The 15,151-nt window shown below is 61.9% G+C and carries 14 protein-coding genes; 6 read left to right on the plus strand and 8 right to left on the minus strand.

The genetic code is table 11. The annotated features are described in order from the left end of the window. Nucleotides 1–54 precede the first annotated feature (54 nt). The 3 genes from glnL to add all read left to right on the plus strand — a co-directional run bounded on the left by glnL (nucleotide 55) and on the right by add (nucleotide 3,681). Nucleotides 55–1,110 carry a nitrogen regulation protein NR(II) gene (glnL, locus tag I6L41_RS15380; protein WP_216959829.1) on the plus strand — a complete coding sequence of 352 codons (1,056 nt, stop codon included), beginning with the start codon at nucleotides 55–57 and terminating at the stop codon, nucleotides 1,108–1,110. Nucleotides 1,111–1,119: 9 nt separating this feature from the next. Further along, on the plus strand, nucleotides 1,120–2,538 hold the full coding sequence (gene glnG / locus I6L41_RS15385) for a nitrogen regulation protein NR(I) (protein ID WP_005339666.1): 1,419 nt from the start codon (nucleotides 1,120–1,122) through the stop codon (nucleotides 2,536–2,538). 141 nt (nucleotides 2,539–2,679) lie between these two features. After that, a complete protein-coding gene (gene add, locus I6L41_RS15390; protein WP_075116081.1) occupies nucleotides 2,680–3,681 on the plus strand; it encodes an adenosine deaminase in 1,002 nt (333 codons plus the stop codon). A 150-nt stretch (nucleotides 3,682–3,831) separates the two neighbouring features. On the opposite strand, the gene rmuC is transcribed toward add, so the two are convergent. After that, on the minus strand, nucleotides 3,832–5,172 hold the full coding sequence (gene rmuC, locus I6L41_RS15395) for a DNA recombination protein RmuC (protein WP_150995565.1): 1,341 nt from the start codon (nucleotides 5,170–5,172) through the stop codon (nucleotides 3,832–3,834). Then, the gene (locus I6L41_RS15400) at nucleotides 5,169–5,384 is read right to left on the minus strand and encodes a hypothetical protein (protein ID WP_216959833.1); all 216 of its coding nucleotides are present in this window, start codon (nucleotides 5,382–5,384) and stop codon (nucleotides 5,169–5,171) included. Before I6L41_RS15400 ends, rmuC begins: the two co-directional genes overlap by 4 nt. Nucleotides 5,385–5,524: 140 nt before the next feature. Here I6L41_RS15400 and I6L41_RS15405 point away from each other — a divergent pair, with 140 nt between their 5' ends. Next, nucleotides 5,525–6,046 carry a ferredoxin-type protein NapF gene (locus I6L41_RS15405; RefSeq protein ID WP_058056241.1) on the plus strand — a complete coding sequence of 174 codons (522 nt, stop codon included), beginning with the start codon at nucleotides 5,525–5,527 and terminating at the stop codon, nucleotides 6,044–6,046. 72 nt (nucleotides 6,047–6,118) lie between these two features. Here I6L41_RS15405 and I6L41_RS15410 read toward each other — a convergent pair whose 3' ends face one another. The 6 genes from I6L41_RS15410 to I6L41_RS15435 form a co-directional block, all read right to left on the minus strand. Beyond that, nucleotides 6,119–6,571, minus strand: a complete 453-nt coding sequence (locus I6L41_RS15410) for an Rrf2 family transcriptional regulator (protein ID WP_005339654.1) — start codon at nucleotides 6,569–6,571, stop codon at nucleotides 6,119–6,121. 344 nt (nucleotides 6,572–6,915) lie between these two features. Next, nucleotides 6,916–7,755, minus strand: a complete 840-nt coding sequence (locus tag I6L41_RS15415; protein ID WP_005339652.1) for a PfkB family carbohydrate kinase — start codon at nucleotides 7,753–7,755, stop codon at nucleotides 6,916–6,918. 106 nt (nucleotides 7,756–7,861) lie between these two features. After that, nucleotides 7,862–8,833 (minus strand): LysR substrate-binding domain-containing protein, encoded by a 972-nt coding sequence (locus I6L41_RS15420; RefSeq protein ID WP_033114758.1) that lies wholly within the window; start codon nucleotides 8,831–8,833, stop codon nucleotides 7,862–7,864. A gap of 154 nt (nucleotides 8,834–8,987) precedes the next feature. Then, complete coding sequence (locus I6L41_RS15425; protein ID WP_216959836.1) at nucleotides 8,988–9,716, minus strand: glutamine amidotransferase; 729 nt, start codon at nucleotides 9,714–9,716, stop codon at nucleotides 8,988–8,990. An 83-nt stretch (nucleotides 9,717–9,799) separates the two neighbouring features. Then, nucleotides 9,800–11,296 carry a CoA-acylating methylmalonate-semialdehyde dehydrogenase gene (locus tag I6L41_RS15430; RefSeq protein WP_204384682.1) on the minus strand — a complete coding sequence of 499 codons (1,497 nt, stop codon included), beginning with the start codon at nucleotides 11,294–11,296 and terminating at the stop codon, nucleotides 9,800–9,802. Nucleotides 11,297–11,387: 91 nt separating this feature from the next. After that, nucleotides 11,388–12,719, minus strand: coding sequence for an aspartate aminotransferase family protein (locus I6L41_RS15435; RefSeq protein WP_139407028.1), 1,332 nt, complete (start codon nucleotides 12,717–12,719; stop codon nucleotides 11,388–11,390). Nucleotides 12,720–12,905: 186 nt separating this feature from the next. Here I6L41_RS15435 and I6L41_RS15440 point away from each other — a divergent pair, with 186 nt between their 5' ends. Both I6L41_RS15440 and I6L41_RS15445 read left to right on the plus strand, forming a co-directional pair. Beyond that, a complete protein-coding gene (locus I6L41_RS15440) occupies nucleotides 12,906–13,448 on the plus strand; it encodes a cupin domain-containing protein (RefSeq protein WP_005339643.1) in 543 nt (180 codons plus the stop codon). Nucleotides 13,449–13,572: 124 nt separating this feature from the next. Continuing rightward, on the plus strand, nucleotides 13,573–15,069 hold the full coding sequence (locus I6L41_RS15445) for an aldehyde dehydrogenase (RefSeq protein WP_216959839.1): 1,497 nt from the start codon (nucleotides 13,573–13,575) through the stop codon (nucleotides 15,067–15,069). Nucleotides 15,070–15,151: the final 82 nt, after the last annotated feature.

Below are 15,151 nucleotides of genomic sequence, written 5' to 3' on the forward strand. Positions count from 1 at the left end.
TATGCACCATATCGGTGCATAACAGGTGTGTAGCACCGTTTTAGGGAGAAACTTGTGCCAACCCGCTCGGACAACGCCAAAACACTCTTGGATAATTTGCTGACCGCCGTGATCCTGATGGATGAGCGGCTCTGCATCCAATTCGTCAACCAGGCGGCTGAACAGCTGCTCTCCCTCAGTGAACGCAGGCTGATCGGCATCGAACTGCCCCATCTGCTGGAACATATCTCCCTCGATTTGCAGCGGCTCAAGCAGTGCCTCGTGTCAGGGCAAGGCTTTACCGATAGCGAAGTGACTCTGGTGGTAGAGGGAGAACCGCGACTGGTGGAGCTGAGCGCCACCCCGATGGCCGACCACGAACAGCGTCTGCTGGTGGTGGAGCTGCGCAAGATCGACCAGCAGAAGAAGATCAGTCAGGAGCAGCAGCAACATGCCCAACAGCTGGCGGCCAAGGAGCTGGTGCGCGGGCTGGCCCACGAAATCAAGAACCCCCTCGGCGGCCTGCGCGGCGCGGCCCAGTTGCTGCAAAAGGAGCTGCCGGACCCGGCGCTGCGCGAATATACCGGCATCATCATCGAACAGGCTGACAGGCTGCGGGTACTGGTCGATCGGCTGCTCGGCCCCCAGCGCCCCGGCCGTCACCAGATGCACAATGTCCATTCGGTGCTGGAGCAGGTACGCCGACTGGTGGAGCTCGAACTCCCTCCCTCTGTTCGCATCGAGCGGGATTACGACCCCAGCATCCCCGAATTCGAGATGGAGCCGGATCAGCTGCAGCAGGCGTTTCTCAACATAGTGCGCAACGCCGCCGAAGCACTGGGGGATCAGACCGGGCTTATTCGTATCAAAACCCGCACCGCGTTCCAGATCACCATCCACGGCCAGCGCTACCGGCTGGCGGCGGAGATCAAGATCATCGACAACGGCCCCGGTATTCCGGACGCCATTCGCGACACCCTGTTCTATCCCATGATCACCGGCAAGGAGGGGGGAACCGGGCTCGGCCTCTCCATCGCCCAGAACCTGATCGACCAGCACAAGGGGCGAATTGACTGCATCAGCTGGCCGGGTCACACCGAATTCACCATTTTTCTACCGCTTCGCAAGTAAGGGAACCCCATGACCGCCAAAGTGTGGATCGTCGATGACGACAGTTCTATCCGCTGGGTGCTGGAGCGCACTCTCGGCAGCGAAGGCTTTAACTGCGAAAGCTTTGCCGATGGCGAAGCGCTGCTACACGCTCTTGAGCTGCGCTCGCCAGATGTCATCCTCTCCGATATCCGGATGCCCGGCATCGACGGCCTGAGCTTGCTGGAGCAGATCCACCGCCGTCAGGCCGATCTGCCCATCATCATCATGACCGCCCACTCGGATCTCGACAGCGCGGTCAACGCCTACCAGCGCGGCGCCTTCGAGTACTTGCCCAAGCCGTTCGACATCGACGAAGCGGTGACCCTGGTGCGCCGCGCCGAGAATCACCTCAAGGAGCAGCGCACCAAGCGCAAGTCTCGTCAGCAAGAGGCCACCGCCACTCCCGAGATCATCGGTGAAGCGCCGGCGATGCAGGAGGTGTTCCGCGCCATCGGCCGCCTGTCACGCTCCAGCATCTCGGTGCTGATCAACGGTCAAAGCGGTACCGGCAAGGAGCTGGTCGCCCACGCCCTGCACAAGCACAGCCCGCGCGCCCACAAGAACTTTATCGCCCTCAACATGGCTGCCATTCCGAAAGATCTCATCGAATCGGAGCTGTTCGGTCACGAGAAGGGGGCTTTCACCGGCGCCAACAACATCCGCCACGGCCGCTTCGAGCAGGCCGACGGCGGCACCCTGTTTCTCGACGAGATCGGTGACATGCCGCTGGATGTGCAGACCCGGCTGCTGCGGGTCTTGGCCGATGGCCAGTTCTACCGGGTCGGCGGCCACCAGCCGGTGCAGGTGGATGTACGGATCATCGCCGCCACCCACCAGAATCTGGAGAAACGGGTCGCCGATGGCGAGTTTCGGGAAGACCTGTTCCACCGTCTCAACGTCATCCGCATCCACATCCCCGCCCTCAAGGAGCGCCGTGAGGATATCCCCCAGCTGGCCCGTCACTTCCTGCTGCGCGCAGCCAAAGAGCTGAACGTCGAGGCCAAGAGCCTGCACCCGGATACCCAGGCCTATATCAGCCGCCTGCCCTGGCCGGGCAACGTGCGCCAGCTGGAGAACGTCTGCCGCTGGCTCACCGTGATGGCCTCGGGGCAAGAAGTGCTGGTCGGCGACCTGCCTGCCGAGCTGCTCACCCCCATCACCCACAACGCCGAGCCCGGCCAACCGGCGTTGCCCGGTTGCTGGCAGCAGCAGTTGCAGGAGTGGGTAGCCAGCAAGCTGGCGCTGGGAGAAACCGATATCCTGGCCGATGCCATGCCCCAGTTCGAACGGATCATGCTGGAGACGGCGCTGGAACACACCCACGGCCACAAGCAGGAGGCCGCCCGCCTGCTCGGTTGGGGCCGCAACACCCTGACCCGCAAGCTGAAGGAACTCGATCTCTCCTGAGTCCCGGGGAAAAACGATTCCCATCACGCCCTGACAAATCACCGTCCGCCAGAACCCCGTTTAACCATAAACGGGGTATCTTTTTTGAAAGCCCCGCCTAGAATGGCAGGCTTTCAAACCTGACTCGACGAGGGCGCCCCCATGATTGACAGATCTCTCCCCCTGACCGACCTGCACCGCCATCTGGACGGCAACATCCGCCCGCAAACCATCCTCGAGCTGGGTCGCCAACACAATATCCAGCTGCCCGCCTTTGAGCTGGAGGCGCTGCGCCCCCACGTACAGATCGTCGAAAACGAGCCGAGTCTGGTTGCCTTCCTGAAGAAACTGGACTGGGGTGTGGCCGTGCTGGCTGACTATGACGCCTGCCGCCGGGTCGCCTACGAGAACGTGGAAGATCTGCTGCGCGCCGGTATCGACTATGCCGAGCTGCGCTTCAGCCCGGCCTATATGGCAATGGCCCACAAGCTGCACCCGCAGGGCGTGGTGGAAGCCATCATCGACGGCGTGGCCGCTGGCAGCCGCGATTTCGGTATCAAGACCAACCTGATCGGCATCATGAGCCGCACCTTCGGCACCGAGCAGTGCAATCAGGAGCTGGCCGCCTGCTTGGCTCACCGCGACAAGCTGGTCGCCATCGATCTGGCCGGTGACGAGCTGGGCTTCCCGGGCGAACTCTTTGTCGACCACTTCCGCAAGGTGCGCGATGCAGGTATGCGCGTCACCGTACACGCTGGTGAAGCCGCTGGCCCCGAGAGCATGTGGCAAGCCATTCGCGAGCTGGGCGCCGAGCGCATCGGCCACGGCGTCAAAGCGATTCAGGATCCGGCCCTGATGGCCTATCTGGCCGAACACCGCATCGGCATCGAATCCTGTCTCACCTCCAACGTCCAGACCACTACGGTAGCGAGCCTGACCGAGCACCCGATCCGCCAGTTCCTGGCCGCCGGCGTGCTGGCCTGCCTCAACACCGATGACCCGGCGGTGGAAGGGATCGACCTGCCGCACGAATATGAGGTGGCAGCTCCGGCCGCTGGCATGACAGCGAGCGAAATCCGCACCGCCCAGCAGAATGGCCTGACCCTAGCCTTCCTGAGCGATAGCGAGAAAGCCGAACTGAGCGCCCGCGCCGCCAGCCGCTGATCCACACCGGCACTGCAAATAAAAACGGCCCACTTCGGTGGGCCGTTTACTTTGCGGATTTCAGATGATGGGTAAGCACTGGGCCAGCTGGCAGATAGCAAAAGGCCCAAACCGGGTTTGAGCCTTGGCTGATGACGGTGCAGGTAAAAACTACTCCCGCTCCTTGTCACGCTCCAGTGCCCGCTCCACCAGCGGCTCTGGCAGGCTCTTGGTCACCTCCACCCCCAGCTCGCGGAAACGCTCGACCTGGGCAATCAGGTTGCCACGGCCGTTGACCAGCCGTCCCATTGCCTTGTCGTAGCTCTCCTGCGCCTTGTGCAGGCTGCCGCCCATCTGCTGCATCTCCTCGACAAACAGCCGCAGCTTTTCGTAGAGGCGACCGGCCCGTTCGGCAATCTGGCGGGCATTCTGGTTCTGCCGCTCGTAGCGCCACAGGTTCTCGATGGTGCGCAGCGCCACCATCAAGTTGGTGGGGCTCACCAGCAGGATATTGTTGTCGAGACCGTAACGCACCAGCGAGGGATCGGCCTCCATGGCGGTGAGGAAGGCAGGCTCCACCGCCACGAACATCAGCACATAGTCGAGGGTGCGCACTCCGGGCAGCTGCTGATAATCCTTGCGGCCCAGCTCGCGGATATGGTTGCGCACCGAGGCGACATGCTCCTTGAGCGCCACCGCCTTCTCCAGCTCGTCCTCGGCGTTGTACCAGCGCTCGTAGGCGGTCAGCGACACCTTGGCGTCGATGATGATGTCCTTCTCCTGCGGCAGGTGGACGATCACATCGGGCTGGTAGCGCTTGCCCTTCTCCACCTCGATATTGACCTGAGTGTGATACTCGTGGCCTTCGCGCAGGCCACATTCGCTGAGGATCCGCGCCAGCACCACTTCCCCCCAGTTGCCCTGCTGCTTGCTGTCGCCCTTGAGGGCGCGGGTCAGGGCCGCCGCCTCTTCGGTCATGCGGGCGTTGAGCTCGGCGAGACGCTCCAGCTCGAACTTGAGGCTGTGGCGCTGGGCCGTCTCCTGGGCGTGGGTCTCCCCCACCTGACGGCGAAAGCCCTCAAGCTGCTCCTTGAGCGGAGTAAGCAGCAGATCGAGACTGTTCTGGTTCAATTCACGGAAGTTGCCGGAGTTTTGCTCGAAGATCCGGTTGGCGAGGTTCTCGAACTGCTGGCTGAGGCGCTGCTCCGCTTCCTGTTGCAGTTGCAGTTTTTCGGCGGCGGCCAGCCGTTCGCTGCGCAGGGTCGCTTCCGCATCCTTGAGGCGGGCGGTGAGCTTGATCAGCAGGGTCTGCTGCTGATCCAGCTTCTGCTGGCCCTGCATCCGCTCATCCTGCAACTCGTCGAAGCGATCCTGAAGCGCCTGATAACGCTCCTGCGCCAGCATCAGCTCCTGAGCCTGCGCCGTGGCGGTACGCCGCCCGATCAGCCAGCCAAGCCCGAGGGCCAGCACTGCGGCGGGCAACAAGATCCCCCAGAGCCCGGGGTCGATCATTTACGGCTCCGCTGACGCAGGAAGAGTTCGAGATAGCGGTTAACCAGGATCCAGATCACCACGTAGATAAGGTAGGCGGCCAGCACCACCCACTTGTGGGTGTTGACGCCGGTATCGAGCTCGGCGAAATCGATATCCTTGATGCGGCAGTAGGCCCACATCAGCAGGGGAAAGACATAGAGCAGGGACGCACGCCAGAGAAATAGCCACATATGTTTTCATTCAACCACGTAAAAAGACCCGCCTAGCTTACACAAGGGCAACTGCGCTTGCGATCCTGACGGCCGCTATTCTCTGGCCTGCTTCCCGAAACTTCGATAAAATTAACCCCTAATAGGTATCAGGGGCGAGCATGACTCACTATTTCCTCCGTTGGCTGACACAAGGTTGGCAAGCTTCCCGCAAACCCGCCGTGGTTTGCCATGAAGCGCGCCCGCCGTGGGCCATCGAGGAGTCCCAGTACCTCTCCCTCTGCACCCGCTGTGGCGAATGTTTCAAGGCCTGCCCGCGTGGTCTGCTCAAACCGGCCACTCAGGAGGAGTACGAGGGGAGCCCGATTGCCGGCACCCCGGTGCTCGATCTCGCCTGTGGCCAGTGCAGCTACTGCGGCAGCTGCGCCAGAGCCTGTCCCACCGGCGCCCTCGACCTGCAACTGGGTCGGCAGGTGCAGACCCGGGTCCAGATCGAGGAGAGCTGTCAGGCACGGCAGGGCTTCTACTGCCTGCTCTGTGAAGATGCCTGTCCCCAGCAGGCGATCAAGGCCACAGCCGACGGCATCAACGTCAATATGGATGCCTGCAATGGCTGTGGTGCCTGCGGCCTCGCCTGCCTGCACGGCTCCATCACCCTGATCCGCCAGCCGGGCAGTCGCTAAAAACCACCCGCGTGCAAAAGCAAAAGGGGCCATCAGGCCCCTTTCACATCTTGTTCGTTATTCCGCGCCCTGTCAGGCCATGGTCACAATAGTCTCTTGCTCGATACCCAGCAGGTGGCAGAGACGATTGGGATCGCGCACCGCATCAGCCAGGGTGTACTCGCCCAGCACTTCGAGGAAGGCGTTCATGGCGCGGCGCAGGATGCCCTGAATGCGGCAGCCGCCGGAGAGACGGCAGTTCTCGCGCTTGCAATCGACCGGACAGAGCACATGCTCCATGTCCATCACCACATCCCGCAAATTGATGGAGACCGCCGAGCGACCGAGGCGGATGCCACCGTGCTTGCCGCGTACCGTCTCGATGTACCCCTTGATGCCAAGCTGGTGCACAATTTTGACCACGTGGTTGCGAGAGATGCCGAAGGTATCGGCCACTTCGGTAATGGTCGACAGACGATCCCCCGGCTGAACCGCCAGGAAGGTCAGGGTACGCAGGGCGTAGTCGGTAAATCGTGTCAGTTGCATGGTCGCACTTGCCTCTTACTACAAGCCAGGAATCAGGACGACAACATTGAGCTAAGAGGCAGGAGACAACCGGTTTGCCTCTGTTTGCCAATTGGTTCGCCAGAGGGGGCCTGTCTCTTAATCTGAGTTGCGGAGTGACAGGTTAAGAGCAGCACAACCGGGTGTCGATGAAGATGCACATAAATCGACACTTTCTTTGATTGATCGCAAACTTGCCGGGTTAGCCCGGCGTTTGCCCGCTTTATGGCGGGTAAATCTCCCGAACCATCCCCCTCACCAAGCCCCTTCGACCAGCAGCCAGATGGCCCGCAAACCGCCCCTCAATCGACAGTCAAGGAGGTGGTTCAGTGGGGTTGTTTCAGCCAGTTTTTCAGGGCAACCGAGGGAATGGAGCTCTCGGAGGCGACAGCAAATGCGCCCCAGTCCACCGCGCACTGCAACGCATCCTTGATGGCCATGCCCCGCGCCAGACCGTGGATCAAGCCGCCGGCGAAAGCATCTCCCGCGCCCGTGGTATCGACCACCGAGACGGGCCGAGCGGCAACCCGGATCTGCTCATCGCCGTGGATCGCTACCGCCCCCGCCTTTCCTTCGGTCAACACCAGCCATTCGAGCTGCTCCCCCGCCAGCTGGCGGGCATGCTGCCAGGGGTCGCTCACCTCGCCGAGATCTGAGCGGGAGGCCACCAGCACATGGCAGGGACGGCGCGCTTGGCCGCCCTTGGGATACTGGGCCACCACGAAGCTCTTGCCGAGCATCTGGCGCATGTAGCTGATGATGGCGGTGCCGGGATAGTTCACATAAAGGCAATCCACCCCCTCCAGCGGCAGATCGCCGGGCAGATCGGGGCGCCGCGGGCGGCGCAGTATGGTGCGCTCGCCGGTGGAGTCCACCAGAATGAGCAGCTCGCCAGTCTCGCCGCCGAAGCGCTCGACATGGCTGCAATCCAGCCCGTAACCGGCCGCCTGCTCCAGCAGCCAGTCGCCGGTCTCGTCCAGCCCGATACGGGAAGCAATGGTCACCTCGTGACCAGCCCATACCAGCCCGATGCCGGTGTTGGCCGCGCCGCCCCCCAACCTGCGCCCCTGATCCACATATTGCAGCCGGGCCCCCGCCACCAGCGGTTCGGAGAGGGAGAGCACATGATCACAGTTGAGATTGGCAAGCAGCAGAATGCGGGACATAGAGACCTCGGACGATGGATATAGCCCAAAAGAGACAGGCTGAACCCCGAGTAGAGCCCAGCCTGACAGAAGAGACAACCGGCAGCGATCGGGAATCCGATCGGGATCAATAGATGGGCAGCTCCACCCCGGCCAGCAGCTCGTCGATGCGCGCCTGGGTCGGCTGCTGCATCACGCTCTGGATCACCTCCTTGGTGAGGTGGGGCGAGAAGGAGCTGATGAAGTCATACATGTAGTTCTGCAGCAGGATACTCTTGCTGAAGCAGATCTGGGCCGGGCAGGGCTTGAACAGGTGCTCCAGATTGATGGAGACCAGCCCGGGGCTGTCGGTGTCGTTGGCCACCAGCGAGGAGATGATGCCAATGCCAAAGCCCAGCTCCACGTAGCGCTTGATCACACCGGCATCCATTACCGTCATGTAGTAACTCGGGGTCAGCCCCGCCGCCTGAAACACCTCGTCCTGCACCTGACGACCGGTGGCACCGCTCTCGTAACTAAGGATCGGGTAGTGGCAGAGCTGCTCCAGCGTCGGCTTCTTCACCTTGGCCAGCGGGTGATCCTGCGGCACCACCAGCGAGAGGGTCCAAAGGTAGGCGGGCAACGCGATCAGCTCCTTGTCGAAGCCAATTTCGTGGGCAACGATGGAGAAATCGGAGTAACCCTTGCTGATCTGCTCCTTGCTCGCCGACATCACCGGATGGAGGTGGAACGAGATCTTGGGGTACTTCTTGGTGAAGTAGGTAACCGATTTGGGCAGCAGATAGCGGGCGATGGTGTGGGTAGTGTGGATGTTGAGGGTGCCCACGGTCGGATCCAGATACTCGCGGGAGATCGCCTTGATCTTGCTCTCGATGTTGAGCATCGCCTCGGCACACTTGATGATCTCCTCACCCACCGGGGTGATGCGGTGCAGATGCTTGCCACGGCGCTCGAAGATCCGCACTCCCAGCTCGCTCTCCAGCAGGCCGATCTGCTTGCTGACCCCGGGCTGGCTGGTATAGAGCGCATCGGATGCCACCGAGACGTTGAGGTTGTGGTCCCGGATCGCGATCAAGTACTTCAATTGCTGTAGTTTCAAGGCTTCACCCTCTCAAGCTGGTGCGGCGATCACGCCAGACAAACAGGCCGCCACAAAGGGCGGCCAGTGTATCATCCGATCCCGACATCTCAGCGCTTGATCCTTCATTTTGCTACAAAATCTAGCATCCGAAGGGGTGGCTGACAAACCGGGCTCAGGCCGCGCCAGCCCGCAGCGGCAGGATCCCCAGAAACTGCAGCAGCCACTGCATCATGGTCGCCGAATCCACCTCTCCCTCCAGCGAGGAGAGGCTGCTCTGGTAGCGCTCGTCGGGCAACAGGCCACGGCGCCGCTCGATCAGCGCCCGGTTGTACTCCACCGAGAACTCCGGATGCCCCTGAATGGCGACGATGTGATCCCCCTGCAAAAACATGAAGTTGGGACAAAAATCGTTACCCGCCAGTCGGGTTGCCCCCGGCGGCAGCAGGGCCACCTGATCCTGATGGCTGGCCAGAATGCGGATCTGATCCCGCGCCGGCGCCATCCAGGGCTCATCTGCCAACATGGGATGTACCGACACTCCCAGTCCCCACCCCTTGGTAGACTTCACCACCTCGCCACCGAGCGCCTGGGCGATCACCTGATGACCGAAGCAGACACCTGCCAGCTTGACGTCGGCATCGTGCGCCTGGCGGATCCACGCCCGCAGTGCCTGAATCCAGGGAATATCGCTGTAAGCATCGTGGCGCGAGCCGGTGATGAGCCAGGCATCGCACTCATGCAGCTCCTCCGGCAATTCCCCATCAAGAGCCGACCAGACCCGAAATTCCAGTTCGGGGGCCAGGGCCGCAAAGCCCCTGATAAACATCTCGGAGTAAACGGGGCCAAAACGATCCGCCAGATCGGGATCGAGCCGGTCACAATCGAGAATTCCCAATCGCATCTGTTGTTCCTTTACAGAGTTCGCCCCCGCCAATCATTGACCGGCGAGGGCAAGAGGTTAGGCCATGAGCACGCGCCAGCGCGTCACTTCATGGTCGGCATGGAGAACTCGGCACCACTACGCAGGCTCTGGGGCCAGCGCGCCGTCACCGTCTTCATCCGGGTATAAAAGCGAACCCCGTCCGGCCCGTGCATGTTGAGCGGCCCGAAGATGGAGCGCTTCCAGCCGCCAAAGCTGTGAAACGCCATCGGCACCGGAATGGGGACGTTCACCCCTACCATACCGACCTGCACCCGCGCCGTGAAGTCCCGCGCAGTGTCGCCGTCACAGGTAAAGATGGCGGTACCGTTGCCGTACTCGTGTTCGTTAATGAGGCGCAGCGCCGTCTCGTAGTCCGGCACCCGCACGATGGAGAGCACAGGGCCGAAGATCTCCTCGCGGTAGATGCGCATCTCGGGGGTCACCTCGTCAAACAGGCAGCCACCGATGAAGTACCCCTCGTCGTGGCTCAGCGTGCGGCCATCGACCCGCAGCGTGGCTCCTTCGGCCACCCCCTGATCCACGTAGCCGCGTACCTTGGCCAGATGCTCCTTGCTGATGAGCGGCCCCATTTCGTTCTCCGGGCTCTGGCCCAGCCCCGGGCCCACCCGCAGCTGTTCCACCAGCGGCGTCAGCTTGGCCACCAGCGCATCGGCGGTCTCGTCACCCACCACCACGGCTACCGAGATCGCCATGCAGCGCTCGCCCGCTGCCCCATAAGCAGCCCCCATCAGGGCGGAGACCGCCTGATCGAGATCCGCATCCGGCATCACCACCATGTGGTTCTTGGCACCGCCCAGCGCCTGCACTCGCTTGCCATGGGCCGAGGCGGTGGCATAGATGTACTGGGCAATGGGGGTGGAGCCGACAAACGACACGGCACCGACCCGCGGATCGGTCAGCAACACATCCACTACCTCCTTGTCACCGTTCACCACGTTGAGCACGCCATCCGGCAGACCGGCCTCCTTGAGCAGCTCGGCCATCCGCAACGAGAGGGAGGGATCCTTCTCGGAGGGTTTAAGAATGAAGGTGTTGCCGCAGGCGATGGCGACCGGGAACATCCAGAGCGGCACCATGGCCGGGAAGTTGAACGGGGTGATACCGGCGCAGACCCCCACCGGCTGCATCATGGAGTAGCTGTCCACACCGCGGCCGACGTTGAGAGAGTGTTCCCCCTTGAGCAGATGGGGAATGCCGCAGGCAAACTCCACCACCTCCAGCCCGCGAGTCAGCTCACCCTGCGCATCGGAGAAGACCTTGCCATGCTCGCGACTGATCAGCTGGGCCAGCTCGTCCCTGTGCTGCTCCATCAACTCCTTGAAGCGGAAAAAGACCCGGGCCCGCACCAGCGGCGGGGTTTGCGACCAGTCGGCAAAGGCGCGCTCGGCGATGGCGATCGCCTCCTGACACTCGGCGGCACTGGAAAGCCCCACGCTCCCCTGCTGCTTGCCACAAGCGGGATTGAAGATGGCCCCCTGGCGCTCGCTGCGACTCTCCTGCGGTTGGCCGTTGATGAAGTTGCTGACCCTGTATGTCATGTATCCTCCGTGATGACTGATGTCGTGGTAGCGCAGCGCTCGTCAAAACGAGACAACGCAAGGCCCCGCCAGAGCGGGGCCACCAAATGGGTTAGGGTTGTGCCTGCAGGGCATCCTGCAGCAGGGTGAAGAGATCGTCGATCTGGCTGCGCTCGATGATGAGAGGCGGCGACAGGGCGATGATATCGCCGGTCACCCGGATAAGCGCCCCCTTCTCGAAGCAGCGGACAAACACCTCGTAGGCGCGCTTGCCCGGCGCATCCGGCATGGATTCCAGCTCGATACCCGCCACCAGTCCGTAATTGCGCACATCCTTCACATGCTTGCAGCCCTTCAGCGAATGGGCCGCCTCCTCCCAGTAGCCCGCCAGATCGGCGGCGCGGCTGAGCAGGTTCTCGTTGCGATAGATCTCGAGGGTCGCCAGACCCGCGGCTGCAGCCACCGGATGGCCGGAGTAGGTGTAGCCGTGGAACAGCTCGATGGCCCCCTTGCCCGCCGCCATCATGTCGTCATAAATGTGCTTCTGCACCAGCACCGCCCCCATCGGGATAGCGCCGTTGGTGAGCCCCTTGGCGCAGGTGATCATGTCGGGGATGACATCGAACTCCTGCGCGGCGAAGGGGGAACCGAGACGACCAAAACCGGTGATCACCTCGTCAAAAATCAGCAAGATGCCGTGCCTGGTGCAGATCTCCCGCAGCCGCTTGAGGTAGCCTTTGGGCGGCATCAGCACGCCGGTACTGCCGGCGATGGGCTCGACGATCACCGCCGCGATATTGCTGGCATCGTGCAGGAAGACGATCTTCTCCAGCTCGTCGGCCAGCGCCACATCCTCCTCAGGCAGCCCTTTGGTGAAGGCATTCTTGGCGATGTTGAGAGTATGGGGCAGATGATCCACCCCGGTCAGCAGGGAGCCGAACCACTTGCGGTTGCCGGGAATCCCCCCCACAGAGATGCCGCCAAAGCCGACCCCGTGATAGCCACGCTCGCGGCCAATCAGCCGGGTGCGAGTGCCCTGACCGCGGGCCCGCTGCCAGGCCAACGCAATCTTGAGCGCGGTATCGACCGACTCGGAACCGGAGTTGGTGTAGAAAACGTGGCCAAACCCCGTGGGAGCGATCTCCACCAGCCGGTTGGCCAGCTCGAACGGCAGGGGGTGGCCCATCTGGAAAGTGGGGGCAAAATCGAGGTGGGAAATCTGCTGGGAGACCGCCTCGGCAATCTCGCGCCGACCATGGCCCGCGTTGCAACACCAGAGTCCGGCTGTACCATCCAGTATCTTGCGGCCATCCTCTGAGTGATAATACATCCCCTCTGCCGACTTCAGGATGCGCGGCGCCGCCTTGAACTGCTGGTTGGCGGTGAACGGCATCCAGAAGGCGGACATGTCGGAGGGCGTATTGATGTCGCTGATCGGTTTCATGGTCACCTCATCCTTAAGGTGTTTAGCAACTGTCGGCCAATGCCTATTAAATTAAACACCTGAATCCATAAAAAAGGGCCCGTTATCGCCCTGTCTGGTGCCACCCCTAGCTAGACGCATCAGCAGGGTGGTATAAGATATTTAACACAATTTTAATAATAGTAAACAGTCAAGGAGTGTCTATCGATGGATATCGGTCACCGCCTCAAGGCGGTTCGCACCAAGGCGGCCCTCTCCCAGCGCGAGCTGGCCAAGCGCTCCGGTGTGACCAACGGATTTATCTCCCAGATCGAGAAAAATCAGGTGAGCCCCTCTGTCGCCTCCCTGCGCAAGGTGCTGGAAGGCATCCCCATGTCGCTGGCCAGCTTCTTCACCGAAGAGACTGAAATGGGCACCGAAGTGATCTTCCGCGCCGCCGATATGCCGGATCTCGGCACCCATCCCATCAGCTACCGGCTGGTCGGGCACAGCCGCGCCAACCGCGCCATCGGCATGTTGCAGGAGGTGCTGCCACCTGGCGCCGACACCGGCGACGACATGCTGAGCCACGAGGGTGAAGAGTGCGGCATCGTCATCAAGGGCGAGGTTGAAGTGACCGTGGGCGAGCAGATCTACCTGCTGGGCGCCGGGGATGGCTACTACTTCGACAGTCGCACCCCCCACCGTTTTCGCAATAGTGGCGAGCAGGAGTGCGTGCTGATCTCGGCCAACACCCCCGCCAGTTTCTGACATTCAGACGCGCATCGGCAGGGGGGCAATGTTTAATGAATTGTTACAAGATGGATTTACAAGCGGCAGGATGTTTAGCATATTGATACGCGGAAACTGACTTTTGCCGGTTCAAGGAGTGAACATGAGTGACCTGACCCTGGCCCAGTGGCAACACAAGGCCGCCCATCTGACCCTGCCCTCGCAAGCCTTTATCAACGGCAGCTATCGGGATGCCGTCAATGGCGCCACCTTCGATTGCATCAACCCGGCGAACGGCAAGCTGCTGACCAAAGTGGCGGCCTGCGACGCCGCCGATGCCGAACTGGCGGTACAGGCTGCCCGTGACGCCTTCAACGACAAGCGCTGGAGCGGCCTGCCGCCGAAACAGCGCAAGCAGATCATGCAGCGCTTCGCCGAGCTGATGCGCCTCAACAAGGTTGAGCTGGCGCTGCTGGAGTCGCTCGATATGGGCAAACCCATCGGCGATGCCATGGGCTATGACGCCCCCGCCGCCGCCAACTGCATCGCCTGGAACGCCGAAGCGATCGACAAGATCTACGATCAGGTCGCCCCGGTGGAGGAGTCAGCACTGGCACTGGTGACCCGCGAAGCACTCGGGGTGGTTGCCGCCATCGTGCCGTGGAACTTCCCGCTGGTGATGGCCTGCTGGAAGCTGGGCCCGGCGCTCGCTACCGGCAACTCGGTCATTCTCAAACCTTCCGAAAAATCGCCCCTGACCGCCCTGCGCATCGCAGGTCTGGCCAAGGAGGCGGGTATTCCTGACGGCGTGTTCAACGTGCTGCCGGGCTTTGGCCATACAGTGGGCAAGGCGCTGGCCATGCATATGGATGTGGACTGCATCACCTTCACCGGCTCCACCAAGATCGGCAAACATCTGGTGGAGTGCTCTGGCAAGTCCAACCTCAAGCGCGCCTTTATGGAGTGCGGCGGCAAGAGCCCCAACATCATACTGACTGATGCGCCGGATCTGGACGCCGCGGCCAAGAGCGCCGCTGGTGCCATCTTCTACAACCAGGGCGAGGTGTGCACCGCCGCCTCCCGCCTGCTGGTGCAAAACAGCATCAAGCCGCAATTTATGGAGCGACTGCTGGCCCATGCCCGCGAGTGGATCTCGGCCAACCCGCTCGACCCTGCGACCCGCATCGGCGCCATGGTGGATCACATCCAGATGGAACAGGTGCTGCGCTATATCGAGATTGGCAAGCAGGAGGGGGCCAAGCTACTGCTGGGCGGCAACCGCACCAATATGGAGAGTGGCGGCTTCTATATCGAACCCACCATCTTTGACGACGTGACCCCGCAGATGCGCATCTTCCGCGAGGAGATCTTCGGCCCTGTGCTGGCGGTGACCGGCTTCGATACCATGGAAGAGGCCATTGCGCTGGGCAACGACACCGACTATGGGCTGGCAGCGGCGATCTGGACGGCGGATCTCAACAAGGCGGTGAAAGGTTCCCGCGCCCTGCGCGCCGGTACCGTGTTCGTCAACAACTGGGATGGCGGCGACATGACTATGCCGTTTGGCGGCTTCAAACAGTCCGGTAACGGCCGCGACAAGTCACTTCATGCGCTGGAGAAGTACACCGAGCTGAAAAGCACCTGGATTCAGCTGGAATAACACGACAAAGCAGCACTATCGGATCAAAAAGGGGGAGAAATCCCCCTTTTGCATTTTTGGCCTTCCATCACCGGGCTCAATC

Origin of the sequence: Aeromonas sp. FDAARGOS 1411 (assembly GCF_019047125.1) — a bacterium.
Lineage (GTDB): Bacteria > Pseudomonadota > Gammaproteobacteria > Enterobacterales > Aeromonadaceae > Aeromonas > Aeromonas veronii.

Bases quoted from the DNA above. Each gene is read 5' to 3' on its own strand.
- glnG (WP_005339666.1), top strand. From the start codon at position 1,120: ATGACCGCCAAAGTGTGGATCGTCGATGACGACAGTTCTATCCGCTGG.
- add (WP_075116081.1), top strand. From the start codon at position 2,680: ATGATTGACAGATCTCTCCCCCTGACCGACCTGCACCGCCATCTGGAC.
- rmuC (WP_150995565.1), bottom strand. From the start codon at position 5,172: ATGATCGACCCCGGGCTCTGGGGGATCTTGTTGCCCGCCGCAGTGCTG.
- I6L41_RS15400 (WP_216959833.1), bottom strand. From the start codon at position 5,384: ATGTGGCTATTTCTCTGGCGTGCGTCCCTGCTCTATGTCTTTCCCCTG.
- I6L41_RS15405 (WP_058056241.1), top strand. From the start codon at position 5,525: ATGACTCACTATTTCCTCCGTTGGCTGACACAAGGTTGGCAAGCTTCC.
- I6L41_RS15410 (WP_005339654.1), bottom strand. From the start codon at position 6,571: ATGCAACTGACACGATTTACCGACTACGCCCTGCGTACCCTGACCTTC.
- I6L41_RS15415 (WP_005339652.1), bottom strand. From the start codon at position 7,755: ATGTCCCGCATTCTGCTGCTTGCCAATCTCAACTGTGATCATGTGCTC.
- I6L41_RS15425 (WP_216959836.1), bottom strand. From the start codon at position 9,716: ATGCGATTGGGAATTCTCGATTGTGACCGGCTCGATCCCGATCTGGCG.
- I6L41_RS15430 (WP_204384682.1), bottom strand. From the start codon at position 11,296: ATGACATACAGGGTCAGCAACTTCATCAACGGCCAACCGCAGGAGAGT.
- I6L41_RS15435 (WP_139407028.1), bottom strand. From the start codon at position 12,719: ATGAAACCGATCAGCGACATCAATACGCCCTCCGACATGTCCGCCTTC.
- I6L41_RS15440 (WP_005339643.1), top strand. From the start codon at position 12,906: ATGGATATCGGTCACCGCCTCAAGGCGGTTCGCACCAAGGCGGCCCTC.
- I6L41_RS15445 (WP_216959839.1), top strand. From the start codon at position 13,573: ATGAGTGACCTGACCCTGGCCCAGTGGCAACACAAGGCCGCCCATCTG.